Consider the following 13505-nt stretch of genomic DNA (forward strand, 5'->3'; position numbering starts at 1 on the left):
GCGCGTGGCGGTCAGCGCGTGGCGGTCAGCGCGTGGCGGTCAGCGCGTAGCGGTCAGCGCGTGGCGGTCAGCGCGTGGCGGTCAGCGCGTGGCGGTCAGCGCGTGGCGGTCAGCGCGTGGCGGTCAGCGCGTGGCGGTCAGCGCGTGGCGGTCAGCGCGTGGCGGTCAGCGCGTGGCGGTCAGCGCGTGGCGGGTGGGGCCAGCGCATGGTGGGTAGTGCATGGCGGTCCGGTACGTGCGGGGCAGCCGGCGCGTGTCAGTCCGGCGGATGTGCCTGGCGGGCCGGTGCGGGGCAGTCAGCGGCGTGTCGGGCCGGCGCGCGGTAGCGCCGGGCGGACCAGTGTGGGGCGGACCAGTGTGGGGCGTGCAGCGTGGGGCGGGGTAGGGCAGGAAGGAAGCGGATGGTCAGCGGTCGAGGGCGTCGACAGCCTTGCGGGCGGCGATCAGCACCGGATCCCAGACCGGCGCGTACGGCGGGGCGTAGCCGAGATCGAGGGCGGTCATCTCGTCCACCGTCATCTCGTTCCACAACGCCACGGCCAGCGCGTCGATCCGCTTCGCCGCCTCGGAGCGGCCGACGATCTGCGCGCCGAGCAGCCGCCCGGTGGGCCGTTCGGCGATCAGCTTCACCGTCATCGGCTCGGCCCCCGGGTAGTAGCCGGCCCGGTTCGTCGACTCGGCGATCACCGAGACGAACTCGAAGCCGGCCGCCGTGGCGTCCCGTTCCCGCAGCCCGGTACGGCCCACCTCCAGGTCGCAGACCTTCGTCACCGCGGTGCCGATCACCCCGGGGAAGGTGGCGTATCCGCCGCCGATGTTGATCCCGGCGACCCGGCCCTGCTTGTTGGCGTGGGTGCCGAGGGGGATGTGCACCGACATGCCGGTGACCCGGTGCAGGGTCTCCACGCAGTCACCGGCCGCCCAGACGCCCGGCACCCCGGTCACCCGCATCCGCCGGTCCACCCGTACCCCGCCGGTCGGGCCGAGCGGTAGGCCGGCGGCGGCGGCGAGCGCGGTGTTGGGGCGTACCCCCAGGCCGAGGACCACGACGTCGGCCGGCACCGGGCCCGCCGAGGTGACCACCGCGGACACCCGGCCGTCGCGCTGCTCGACCCCGGCCACCGTGACGCCGGTACGGATCTCGATGCCCAGTTCGCGCATCGCCTCGGCGACCAGGCCGGCCATGTCCTCGTCGACGGTCGCCATCGGTTGCTCGGCCTGCTCGACCAGGGTGACGGCGAGCCCGCGTTGGATCAGCGCCTCGGCCATCTCCACCCCGACGTAGCCGCCGCCGACCACCACCGCCCGGCGGGGTGTCGGTGTGCCGTCCAGCCAGGTACGCAGCGCCGCCCCGTCGTCCAGCGTCTGGATGCCGAAGATGCCGTCGACGTCGCCGGCCGCCCAGTCGGGCAGGTTCGGGACCGAGCCGGTGGCGTACACCAGGGTGTCGAACCGTTCGCGGACCTCGCCGCCGTCGTCGAGCCGGCGGGCGGTGACCTCCCGACGGTCGAGGTCGATGCCGGTGACCTCGGTACGCAGCCGTACGTCGATGGCGAAGTCGTCGCGGAAGGTGGCCGGGTCGCGGGCGATCAACGCGTCCCGCTCCTCGACCAGCCCACTGATCCAGTACGGGATGCCGCACGCCGAGTACGACGTGAAGTGTCCCCGCTCGAACGCCACGATCTCCAGGTCGTCGGCGTCCCGGCGGCGACGGGCCTGGGAGGCCGCCGCCATCCCGGCGGCGTCCCCACCGACGACGATCAGCCGCTCTGCCACGACGCCCAGTCTTCCACGCGCCGGTCGACCACGGGCCGGTCACCGACGCGTCGGTCAGCCACGGGCCGGTCAGCCACGGGCCGGTCAGCCACGGGCCGGTCAGCCACGGGCCGGTCAGCCACGGGTCTGCCGGGCGACCTCGGCGACCACGTCCTCCAGCCGACCCGACCGCGCGAAGACGGCCCGCTGCCGGGCGGCCCCGCTGCCGTGCCGGCGCAGCCCGGCCAGCAGTTCGGAGACCTCGGCCAGGTCGTCGTGCGCCACCAGTGCCGGGCTCACCTGCTCGACCAGCCGGTCCACCAGCTCCCAGGCCGGACGCAGCTCGCCGTTGGACAGGTCGACGCCGTCGCCCTCCAACCCGTCGTGCGCGGCCCGCCAGTGCGCGGCCACCAGCAGGTGGTGATCGGTGTTCACCGCTGGGCGGCCCGCCGCCACGTCGTTCATCGCGGTGGCGACCAGCGCCCGGACCAGCGCTGCCACCAGCACCGCGTCGTCGACCGAGGGGCAGACGTCACCGATCCGGACCTCCACCGTCTGGTACTTCGCCGACAGTCGGGCGTACCAGTAGAGCATTCCCTCGTCGAGCATCACCCCGCTGGCGATCAACTGCCGGATCAGCCGCTCGTAGTGCTCGTAGGACTCCAGGTAGGGGGTGGGCGCCACCGAGGGCCAGCGCTCCCACTCGACCGACCGCCAACTCGCGTAGCCGGTGTCGACGCCTTCGGAGAACGGCGAGTTGGTGGTCATCGCGTGCAGCACCGGCAGCCACGGCCGGATGTGGTTGAGCACCCGCACCCCGGTGTCCGGGTCGGGCACACCCACGTGCACGTGCATGCCGTTGTTGCCGGGACCGGGCACCAGCAGCCGGAACCGCTCGATCATCCGGTCGAAGCGGGGCTTGTCGACCACCGGGGGCACCGGACCCGCCACCGGTCCGGTGCCGATGGCCAGCACCCGTACGCCGGCCCGCTCGGCGGCGTCGGCCAGCGCGTTGCGCAGCACGCCCAGCGAGTGCCGGATCGAGCTCAGCTCCAACCCGGGCGGGCTGCCGATCTCGATCTGGCTGGTCTGGAACTCCCGCTCCACCTGACCGCGCAGCTCGGCCGGCACCTGCGCCATGACCAGGTCGACGGCGGGCACCGCGGCACCGGTGTGCGGATCGACCAGGAGGAACTCCTCCTCCACGCCCACCGTGAGCCGGTCGACCCCGGCCCGCTCCGGAGCCACCTCCCCGGCCGCCACCCCACTGGTCATCGCCATCACCGTCCGTCCCGTCCCGGTCGCGGCGGGTTTCGCCGCGCTGCTGTCCGGCCCATTACCCAGAGTGTCCGGCGGAGAAAACGCGACACGGCGGGTCATCGCGCCGGATGCTTACCATGGCCCGGTCCGCCGACCGGTGCCGTGCCGCACCCCCGCCCGACCGGGTGGGTCGGGGCGGCGACGTGAGGGAGGTCAGGTGACCCCGACGACGGTGTCCCGGGTAGCGCCCCCACCGCCGGCTCGCCGGAGCGGCGACGCCCGGCAGGCCGGCGCGGACTGGCGGCGGCAGGTGCCCCGGATCTTCGCGGCGATGCTGTGGTTCATCGCCGCGATCTGCGCGCTGGCGGCGGTGAGCAGCGCGGCCAACGCCGAGTTCCAGCCGGTCCGGACCACCATCGACACGCTGCTGGTGCCCGCCCCCGCCAACCTGGCGTACGCGGTGTTCATCGGCACCCTCGCCGCCGCGGTGCTGCGGCGCAAGCGGTTGGCGTACTGGGTGCTGGTCGTCTACTTCACCCTCAGCCTGGTCGTCGGCGGGCTGGCCGGACTGCTGCTGGTGACCGTCGGCGCGGACCGGCTCACCGACGACGCCGGCCGGCGGATCTTCGACCTGGTCGACACCGTCGGCGTCTGGGTGGGCATCGGCTTCGCCGCCGCCGCGTTGGCCCTGCTGCTGGCCGCCCGACGGGAGTTCTACGCCCGGGTCCGCAGCGGCAGCACCCGCCGGGCCCTCGGGGTGTTCTTCGGCCTCGCCACGGCCGCCGTCGGGCTCGGCTACCTGCTGCTCACCGCCGTGCCCGGCAGCCTGCGCAGCTGGCTGGACCGGTTGGGGTACGCAATCGAGAAGGTCTTCGGCGGGGCGATCACCCTGGACGTCACCCGACACGGTCAGGCCCCCGGCTGGGTCAACCTGCTGCTCGGCGGGATGGGCGCGATCGCCTTCCTCGCCGGCCTGTTCACCCTGCTGCGCTCGCAGCGCGCCGCCGCCGTGCTGCACCCCGACGAGGAGCAGCGCATCCGGGAGCTGCTGGCCCGGTACGGGGAGCAGGACTCGCTCGGCTACTTCGCCACCCGGCGGGACAAGGCGGCGATCTTCTCGGCCAGCGGAAAGGCGGCGCTGACCTACCGGGTGGTCAACGGGGTGAGCCTGGCCAGCGGCGACCCGGTCGGCGACCCGGAGGCGTGGGGGCCGGCCATCACCGCCTGGCTGGAGCAGACCCGCGAGTACGCCTGGACCCCGGCGGTGATGGGGGCCAGCGAGGCCGGCGCGCGGGCGTACCACCGGCACGGGCTGAAGGTGCTGCAACTGGGCGACGAGGCGATCCTGGTGGCCCGGGAGTTCGACCTGGACGGGCGGGACATGCGTCCGGTCCGGCAGGCGGTGCACCGGGTCGAGCGGGCCGGCCACACCGCCCGGGTCCGCCGGCACGCCGAGATCCCGCCGGACGAACTGGCCGACCTCGCCGCGCTGGCCACCCGTTGGCGGGACACCGAGCACGAGCGCGGCTTCTCGATGGCGTTGGGCCGGCTCGGCGACCCGGCCGACGGCGACTGCGTGCTGGTCGAGGCCAGGGACGGCACCGGCCGGGTACGGGCGCTGCTGTCGTTGAGCCCGTGGGGCGTCGACGGGTTGTCGCTGGACCTGATGCGCCGGGACCGCACCGCCGACAACGGGGTCACCGAGTTCATGGTGGCCGCGCTGCTCGGTGCGGCGCCCCGGCTGGGCGTCGAACGGGTGTCGTTGAACTTCGCCGTGTTCCGGTCGGTCTTCGAGCAGGGCGCCCGGATCGGCGCCGGCCCGGTGATCCGGGTGTGGCGGCGTACGCTGCTGTTCTTCTCCCGCTGGTGGCAGTTGGAGTCGCTGTACCTGTCCAACGCCAAGTACCAGCCGCACTGGACGCCCCGCTACCTGTGCTTCGGGGAGCGGCGGGAACTGGCCCGGGTGGGGCTGGCCGCCGCCGTCGCCGAGGGCTTCCTGGCGTTGCCCGGTGGCCGGCCGTCCCCGCTGCACGGGGCGCCCCCGGCGGGCGGCGGGGTGGGGTTCGTGCCGCCGGAGGCCGGGGCGGTGCACGCGGTCAGCCCGGAACCGGCCCGCGAGCAGCTCCCCGAGCAGGTCCGGGTCCGCCGGGCGAAGCTGGACCGGCTGCGGGCGGAGGGCGTCGAGCCGTACCCGGTGGGGTGGGCGCGTACCGACGGCTGCGCGGCGGTGCGGCAGCGGCACGCCGGGCTGGCCCCGGACACCGGCACCGGGGAGACGGTGTCGGTGGCCGGGCGGGTGCTGCTGGTCCGCGACCACGGCCGGGTCTGCTTCGTCACCGTCCGGGACGGCACCGGCGACCTGCAGCTGGTGCTGGAGAAGGAGCTGGACCGGTGGCGGGCCACCGTCGACATCGGTGACCACGTCGGCGCGACCGGCGAGGTGTACGCCACCCGGCGCGGCGAGGTGTCGGTGCGGGTGGCCGACTGGCGGCTCACCGCCAAATGCCTGCGCCCGCTGCCGGACAAGCACCACGGCCTGGCCGACCCGGAGGCGAGGGTCCGCCAGCGCTACCTGGACCTGGCGACCAGCACCGAGGCGCGGGAGCTGCTGCGGGCCCGCAGCGCCACCCTCCACAGCCTGCGGCGGACCCTGGTGGCGCGGGACTTCCTGGAGGTGGAGACGCCGATCCTGCAACGGGTGCACGGGGGCGCCAACGCCCGCCCGTTCGTCACCCACAGCAACGCCTACGACCTGCGGCTGACCCTGCGGATCGCCCCCGAGCTGTACCTGAAGCGGCTCGCCGTGGGCGGCGTCGAGCGGGTGTACGAGCTGGGCCGGGTGTTCCGCAACGAGGGCGTCGACTTCAGCCACAACCCGGAGTTCACCGTGCTGGAGGCGTACCAGGCGTACGCCGACTACCACGACATGCGGGAGCTGGCCCGGGAGTTGATCGTGGCGGCGGCGGTGGCGGTGCACGACGCCCCGCTGGCCCGCCGGCCGGGGACCGGTGAGCTGGTGGACATCGGTGGGCCGTGGCCGGTGCGCACGGTGCACGAGGCGATCTCCGCCGCGCTGGGCGAGGAGGTCACCGTCGACACCGACGTGGCCGCCCTGCGCCGGTTCGCCGACACGGCCCGAGTGCCGTACGACCCGCGTTGGGAGCGCGCCGAGCTGCTGCTGGAGCTGTACGAGCGGCTGGTCGAGGCGGGTACCGACGTACCCACGTTCTACCTGGACTTCCCGACCGAGGTCTCGCCGTTGACCCGTCAGCACCGTGCCGATCCCCGGTTGGCCGAGCGGTGGGACCTGGTGGCGTTCGGGATGGAGCTGGGCACCGCGTACTCGGAGCTGGTCGATCCGACCGAGCAACGGCGGCGGTTGACCGCCCAGTCGTTGAAGGCGGCCGGCGGCGACGCGGAGGCGATGGAGCTGGACGAGGACTTCCTCACCGCGCTGGAGTACGCGATGCCACCGACCGGCGGGTTGGGGCTGGGCGTGGACCGGCTGGTGATGCTGCTGACCGGCCGGTCCATCCGGGAGACGTTGCCGTTCCCGATGGTCCGCGAGTCCTCGTGAACCGGCCCCGGCCAGTCCGGACGTGGCGCTCGTCGGCCGGCAAGTCGTCGGCCGGCAAGTCGTCGACCGGCAAGTCGGCGGCCGGGAAGTCGGCGGCGGCCGGGACACCGCGCTCGACCGCCCCGAGGTCGCCGGTCGCCCCGACGTCGTCGGCGGCCCGGACCGTGGCGGCGGTGGCGTTCGCGCTGGCGGCGGTCTGCTACGCCTCCTGGCTGCTCGGCCCGGTGCTCAACCCGGGGCTCGGGCCGATCGACAGCTACCTCAGCGAGCTGGCCGCGCGGGACCAGCCGTACCACCGGTTCTTCCAGCTCGGCGACGTGGCGACCGGGCTGTGCGCGGCGACCGCCGGGCTGGTGCTGCTCCGGGTGGCCCGGGACGTGCCCCGACCGGCCTGGTGGGGGGCGCTGGTCTTCGGCGTGGCCACCGCCGTGGACGGCGGCTACACCACGATGGACTGCGCCCCGTCGGTGGACGCCCGTTGCGCCCGGCTGGAGGAGCTGGGTGACCTCTCCTGGCGGCACCAGGCGCACACCGTCACCTCGTCGGTGGCGGTGGCCGGCGGGCTGCTGTCCCTGGTCGTCATCCTCGCCGTGCTGCGCGGCCCGGCCCGCCGCCGGGTGGGTCTGGCGGTGGCGGTGGTGCTGCTGGTCGGCACGGTCGGGACGCTGGTCGCCGCGGTGCGTCCCGAGTTCGGGTTGGGCCTGTGGCAGCGGGCCCAGCTGATCGGCCTGTCCGGCTGGCTGCTGCTCGCCGCCGGCGTCGCCCGCTGGGGCCCCCACCCGGAGCAGCCCCGGTGACCGGCCCGGCCGGGACGGGCGTGCCCGGTGGGCCGGGGGTGCTGCTCTGCCCGGGGATGGGTGAGGGGGCGGCCACCTGGGACCGGCTGGTCCCGTTGCTGACCGCCGACGGTTACCGGGTGGGCCGGTTGGACCGACCGGGATCGGGTGGAGCGCCGGACGACGGGCGGGTGCCCACCCTCGCCGCCGAGGTGGCCCGGATCGCCGCGGGGGTGGCGGGGCTGGGCCGGCCGGTGCTGGTGGCGCACTCGGCGGCGGCGCTGCCCGCCGAGGCGTACGCCCGGCTGCACCCGGGACGCCTCGCCGGGCTGGTGCTGGTGGACCCGAGCCTGGTGGAGCCGAGCGGGGCGGTGGGGTGGGGGCGGTTGTCGGTGTGGTCGGCCGGGCGAGTGACCGCCGTCGCCCCGGTGCTGGCCGGGTTGCTCGACCGGTCCGGCCTGGCCCGTCGGCTCGGCCCGTGGGCCTCGCTCCGGTCGGTACGCCGGATGAGCGTCCGGCCGCCCGATCCGGTGCTGGCGGTTCCGTACGGCTCGGGGGCGGTGCTGGTCGGGGCGCTGGTGGAGTGGCTGGCGCATCCGGCGGTGGCGGCGCAGTTGGCGGCGCTGCGCGCCGGCACGGACCCACCGGCGCTGCCGGTGCGGGTGCTGACCGCGCTCGGTGACGTGCCCACCCCGGTCGGCCGGGCGGCGTGGCGGTCCGGGCACGCCCGGCTGGCGGCGAGCTTCCCGGCCGGTCGGCAGGGGGTGTTCCGGGACGCGCGACATCTGGTGCATGTCGACCATCCGGAGGCGGTGGCCGCCGCCATCGGGGCGGTGCGGGGTGACAGCGGGCCCTAAGCTGGTGCGCGTGTCGGGTCTGCGGGTGGTGACAGGTCTGTGGGCGTACGCGCTCACCGGGCTGACCCTGCTCGCGGACGGTCCGGGTGACCTGTTGGCCGGTGCGGCGGTGGTGGCCGCGCTGTTGCTCGTCGTCCTGCTGGCGGCCCGTCCCCGCCCGGCGACCGGCCCGGCCTACGGGCGGCGTCGGGCGGTCGGGCTGCGGGACCGGGCCCGGCGTCGACGGGTGCCCCGACAGACCGATCCGGACGCGGCGGGCCGACCCCGTCCCCGGGCACCCGGTGCTCCTCTCCCGGTCGGCTGGTCTCCGGTCGCGGGCTGACCCCGCGCGCCGCCGAGCCGCCGACCGATTCCGTCGTCATCCGTCCCTGATCGGGACCGGCCGTCATCCGTCCCCTGGTGGGGGATGCGGTCGACCGTCTCGTCGGGACATCCGGAATTGGACCGAGGGGTTCCGCCATGCTCGCCTTCTCACCCGTGCACGACGCGGCTGCCGCCGCGGGGTCCGTCGTCGGCCGGCTGGCCGACCTGCTGACGCCGCTGACCGGCGGGGTCGCGACCGCCGTCGCCATCGTCCTGTTCACCGTCGCCGTCCGGCTGTTGATCTCGCCGCTCACCGTCGCCCAGATCCGCGGGGAGCGGCGTCGGGTGGCGCTCGCCCCGGAGGTCCGCAAGCTCCAGCAGCGGTGCGCGGGCGACCCGGCGACGTTGCAGTCGGAGTTGTTCGCGCTCTACCGCCGGACCGGGGCGTCGCCGGTGGCGGGTTGCCTGCCGGGCCTGCTCCAGGCACCGTTCTTCCTGGTCATGTACCGCCTGTTCAGCACCGGTGACGGTGGTGCCGGGCTGCTCGACGAACGGCTGGCCGGGGTGCCGCTGGGCTGGCACCTGGGCGACGGGCTGTCACCGTCGGTGCTGGCGGTCTTCGGGGTCCTGCTGGTGGCGTTGCTCGGGCTGGCCCGGATGCTGTCCCGGCGGGCGCAGCGGACGGCGGCGCTGAGCGGTGCCCCGACGGATCAGCCGGGGGCGGCGGTGCTGGCCCGGCTGATCCCGCTGCTGCCGTACGCGACGGTGCTGGTGGCGTTGGTGGTGCCGTTGGCGGCGGTGCTCTACCTGGTCACCACCACCGCGTGGACGGCGGGGGAGCAGGTGGTGCTGCGTCGGGGGCAACCGGCACCCGTCGAGGCCATCGACGGACGTTGACAAGTGGTGGGGCGGGAGCGTAGAAAACCGCTCAGAGAGCGCTCTCTCGCTCCCGTCCCCCAGAGAGGCATCCCGATGAACGCTGTCCCGGCGGCTCCGGTCGCCCCCACCGCCCCGCGTCGGTCCCGCCGCCGCCTCGCCCTGGCCGTGACGCTCGCCGCCGCCACCGCGTTGACCGGGGCCTCGGTCGCCGCGCAGGCCGCCGTGCCCACCCCGCCCGCCGGCTGGAGCCTGATGTGGAGTGACGACTTCACCGGGGCGGCCGGCACCCAGCCCTCCTCGGCCAACTGGATCGTCGACACCGGCACCAGCTACCCCGGCGGCCCGGCCAACTGGGGCACCGGCGAGATCCAGACGTACACCGGCAGCACCGCCAACCTGGCCCACGACGGCGCCGGTAACCTGCGGATCACCCCGGTGCGCGACGGGTCCGGCCGGTGGACCTCGGCCCGGATCGAGACGGTCCGCACCGACTTCAAGCCTCCGGCCGGCGGGGTGCTGGCGATCGAGGGGCGGATCCAGATGCCCAACGTCACCGGGGCCGAGGCGGCCGGCTACTGGCCGGCGTTCTGGGCGCTCGGCTCGCCCTACCGGGGCAACTACCAGAACTGGCCGGGTATCGGCGAGATCGACGTGATGGAGAACGTCAACGGGCTCAACCAGGTCTGGGGCGCGCTGCACTGCGGGGTCGCGCCGGGCGGGCCGTGCAACGAGTTCAGCGGGCTGGGCGCGACCCGGGTCTGCCCCGGTAGCGCCTGCCAGGCCGGCTTCCACACCTACCGCACCGAGTGGGACACCTCGGTCAGCCCGCAGCAACTGCGTTGGTACGTCGACGGGCAACTGTTCCACACCGTCACCGAGACCCAGGTCGGCGCGACGTACTGGGCGCAGATGACCGGTCACGGCGGCTACTTCCTGCTGCTGAACGTGGCGATGGGCGGCTCCTTCCCGGACGGGGTGGCCGGCTACGTCACGCCGACCGGGTCGACGGTCTCCGGTCGGCCGATGGTGGTCGACTACGTCGCGGTCTACCGCCGGGGGTCCACGTCCACCCCGACGCCGACGCCCACCACGCCGGCCCCGACCACGCCGCCGCCGTCCGGCTCGGTCGACGCGTACGGGACGATCCAGGCCGAGGCGTTCTCCGGCCAGAACGGGGTGCTCGTCGAGGCGTGCGCCGAGGGTGGGCAGAACATCGCCGCGCTGCGCAACGGCGACTGGGCCCGGTACGACAACGTGGACTTCGGCACCAGCGGGCCGCGTGACTTCCTGGCCCGGGTGGCCTCCGGGGCGGCGAGCGGGGTGAGCGGCCTGGTCGAGGTCCGGTTGGACAGCCCGACCGGCACCCCGATCGGCAGCTTCGCCGTCGCCAACACCGGCGGCTGGCAGAGCTGGCGGTCGGTGCCGGGCAACGTCTCGGCGGTGACCGGCCGGCACAGCGTCTACCTGACCTTCAGCAGCGGTCAGCCGGCCGACTTCGTCAACGTCAACTGGTTCACCTTCCGCCGCTGAGTCGGGCTGCCGAGGGGGTCCGCGTCGAGACGGCGCGGACCCCCTCGCCTGTTTCGGCCGGTCCAGGGGCTGGACAGAAATAGTTAAGAGTCCTAATAATGGGCGCTGACGTAGACGTACGTGGATGCGTTTGCGTCGTTCCGGTCGGGTCCACCCCCACCCGCCGCGCGTCACCACGCCCAGGTCCCTGGAGGCCACCCGTGAGAGTCCGCCCCCGCCGCCCGCTCACCCTCGCCGTCATCCTCGCCGCCGCCCTGGTCACCGGCACGATCGTGGCCCCGCCGGCCGCGTCCGCCGCCACCGCCGCCTTCGTCCGCACCGCCAGCTGGAGCAGCGGGTACGAGGCGAAGTTCACCGTCACCAACGACACCTCGACCGCGATCAGCTCGTGGACCGTCCAGTTCGACCTGCCGTCCGGCAGCACCGTCGGCTCGTTCTGGGACGCCCGGGTGACCAGCTCCGGCCAGCGGGTCACCGCCGTCAACCAGAGCTGGAACGGCAGCCTCGCGCCGGGCGGCAGCACCACGTTCGGCTTCGTCGTCGCCGGGACCGGCGACCCGACCAACTGCACGGTCAACGGCGGCGCCTGCACCGGCGGCCCCGGCAACCCGTCCGGCCCGGCCACCCCGACCGGGCTGCGGGTCACCGGCACCACCGCCTCCTCGGCCACGCTGGCCTGGAACGCCGTCTCCGGCACGGTCACCGGCTACCGGGTGTACGAGGGCAGCACCGTGAAGGCCACCGTCACCGGCACCTCGGCCACCGTCTCCGGCCTGGCCACCTGCTCCGCGCACAGCTGGACCGTCACGGCGTACAACTCGACCGGCGAGTCGGCGAAGTCGTCCCCGGTCTCCGCCACCACCACCGGCTGCACCGGCGGCACCGGCCCGATGGCTGCCGCCCCCTACCTCTACCCCGGCTGGGGTGAACCGCCCGCGCCGTCGACGGTGATGGAGGCGACCGGGATCAAGTGGTTCACCATCGCCTTCGTGCTCTCCGGTGGCGGCTGCACCCCGGCCTGGGACGGTTCCGGCCCGCTCACCGGCGGTGCGCACGCCAGCACCATCGCCGCGATCCGGGCGGCCGGCGGCGACGTCATCCCGTCGTTCGGCGGGTGGAGCGGCAACAAGCTCGGCCCGAACTGCGCGTCGGCCAGCGCCCTCGCCGGGGCCTACCAGCAGGTGATCAACGCGTACGGGCTGAAGGCGATCGACATCGACATCGAGAACAGCGACGAGTTCGAGAACGAGGCGGTGCAGGACCGCATCCTCGGCGCGCTGAAGATCGTCAAGCAGAACAACCCGGGGATCAAGACGATCGTCACCTTCGGCACCACGACCACCGGGCCGTCGTACTACGGCACCCGGCTGGTCAACCAGGCCGCCGCGCTCGGGGCGAACATCGACACCTTCACCATCATGCCGTTCGACTTCGGCGGCGGGGCGAACATGTACCAGAACACCGTCAACGCCGCCGAGGGGTTGAAGAACACCCTGAAGACCGCGTTCGGCTGGTCGGACGCCACCGCGTACGCGCATCTGGGCATCAGCGGGATGAACGGCCTCTCCGACCAGCAGGAGCTGACCTCGCCGACCACCTGGACGCAGATCCGCGACTGGGCGAAGGCCCGGGGCCTGTCCCGGTTCACCTTCTGGTCGGTCAACCGGGACCGCCCCTGCCCGGGTGGGGGAGTGGTCGCCCACTGCTCCGGCATCTCCCAGAACAACTGGGAGTTCACCTCGATCACCGCGCGGTACTGAGCACCCGTACGGCGACGCGTACTCCGGTCAGCGGCCGGCAGTCACCGACTGCCGGTCGCCCCGGTCCCGCCGGGTGCGGACCTTCTTCACCACCCAGCTCCCGATCATGACGGCGAAGATCGCGAAGATCGCGTAGTTGAACCAGTCGCTGTACTTCTCCACGTCCTGCCAATGCGAGCCCAGCGTGTAGCCGAGGCCGACGACCAGCGCGTTCCACACCCCGCTGCCCAGCGTGGTGAGCAGGACGAACTCGCCCATCGGCAGGCGGTTCGCGCCGGCCGGTACGGAGACCAGGCTGCGGACCACCGGCACCAGCCGACCGATCAGCACCGCCCACCGGCCGTGCCGTTCGAACCAGCGGTCGGCCTTCTCCAGATCCTCCCGGTCGACCAGCGGGATGCGGTCCAGCCAGCGCTTGAGCCGCTCCTCGCCGAGCGCGGCGCCGAGCCAGTAGAGCACCAGTGCGCCGACCAACGAGCCGACCGTCGCGGCGAGGACGATCACCACCAGGTTGAACCGGCCCTCGCTGGCGAGGTAACCCGCCATCGCCAGCACGATCTCACTCGGGATCGGCGGGATGATGCTCTCCAGCGCCACCAGGAAGGCGACGCCGACCGCGCCGAGGGAGTCGATGACGCCCGCCACCCAGCCGGTCAGCCCGCGGAACTGGTTCGGGTCGACGTTCTGGGCGAGAGCCATGGGCGTCCTTCCACGAGCCGGGCGATGATCGGACAGTGGTACCCGCCCGGCCACCGCTTACACCCCTGGTGAGCGAGCCCACCCGAGAACCCGGCGGCCCGACCTCGAC

At 74.0% G+C, this 13505-nt stretch carries 10 protein-coding genes; 7 read left to right on the forward strand and 3 right to left on the reverse strand.

From position 1 onward, the window contains the following. Nucleotides 1–405: 405 nt before the first annotated feature. Both ACIG87_RS12265 and ACIG87_RS12270 read right to left on the reverse strand, forming a co-directional pair. The gene (locus tag ACIG87_RS12265) at nt 406–1776 is read right to left on the reverse strand and encodes an FAD-dependent oxidoreductase (RefSeq protein WP_396850571.1); all 1371 of its coding nucleotides are present in this window, start codon (nt 1774–1776) and stop codon (nt 406–408) included. 114 nt (nt 1777–1890) lie between these two features. Next, nucleotides 1891–3030, reverse strand: a complete 1140-nt coding sequence (locus tag ACIG87_RS12270; protein ID WP_396850572.1) for a glutamate--cysteine ligase — start codon at nt 3028–3030, stop codon at nt 1891–1893. A gap of 202 nt (nt 3031–3232) precedes the next feature. Between ACIG87_RS12270 and lysX the strand changes: the two genes are divergently transcribed. From lysX to ACIG87_RS12305, 7 genes are all read left to right on the forward strand, one after another. Next, entirely contained in the window at nt 3233–6592 is a 3360-nt protein-coding gene (gene lysX, locus ACIG87_RS12275; RefSeq protein WP_396850573.1) for a bifunctional lysylphosphatidylglycerol synthetase/lysine--tRNA ligase LysX, read from the forward strand. Next, nucleotides 6589–7389: a DUF998 domain-containing protein gene (locus tag ACIG87_RS12280; protein ID WP_396850574.1), complete on the forward strand. Its 801-nt coding sequence runs from the start codon at nt 6589–6591 to the stop codon at nt 7387–7389. The genes lysX and ACIG87_RS12280 overlap by 4 nt, the downstream gene beginning before the upstream one ends. Next, a complete protein-coding gene (locus tag ACIG87_RS12285) occupies nt 7386–8225 on the forward strand; it encodes an alpha/beta fold hydrolase (RefSeq protein WP_396850575.1) in 840 nt (279 codons plus the stop codon). Before ACIG87_RS12280 ends, ACIG87_RS12285 begins: the two co-directional genes overlap by 4 nt. Before the next feature lie 10 nt (nt 8226–8235). Beyond that, nucleotides 8236–8547 carry a DUF6412 domain-containing protein gene (locus tag ACIG87_RS12290; RefSeq protein WP_396850576.1) on the forward strand — a complete coding sequence of 104 codons (312 nt, stop codon included), beginning with the start codon at nt 8236–8238 and terminating at the stop codon, nt 8545–8547. 137 nt (nt 8548–8684) lie between these two features. Beyond that, on the forward strand, nt 8685–9425 hold the full coding sequence (locus ACIG87_RS12295; RefSeq protein WP_396850577.1) for a YidC/Oxa1 family membrane protein insertase: 741 nt from the start codon (nt 8685–8687) through the stop codon (nt 9423–9425). Nucleotides 9426–9500: 75 nt separating this feature from the next. Then, the gene (locus tag ACIG87_RS12300) at nt 9501–10937 is read left to right on the forward strand and encodes a carbohydrate-binding protein (RefSeq protein WP_396850578.1); all 1437 of its coding nucleotides are present in this window, start codon (nt 9501–9503) and stop codon (nt 10935–10937) included. A 200-nt stretch (nt 10938–11137) separates the two neighbouring features. After that, nucleotides 11138–12697, forward strand: coding sequence for a cellulose binding domain-containing protein (locus tag ACIG87_RS12305; RefSeq protein WP_396850579.1), 1560 nt, complete (start codon nt 11138–11140; stop codon nt 12695–12697). 27 nt (nt 12698–12724) lie between these two features. On the opposite strand, the gene ACIG87_RS12310 is transcribed toward ACIG87_RS12305, so the two are convergent. Further along, nucleotides 12725–13396, reverse strand: coding sequence for a DedA family protein (locus ACIG87_RS12310; RefSeq protein ID WP_396850580.1), 672 nt, complete (start codon nt 13394–13396; stop codon nt 12725–12727). Nucleotides 13397–13505 lie beyond the last annotated feature (109 nt).

This window comes from Micromonospora sp. NPDC051925 (assembly GCF_044548625.1).
GTDB lineage: Bacteria > Actinomycetota > Actinomycetes > Mycobacteriales > Micromonosporaceae > Micromonospora.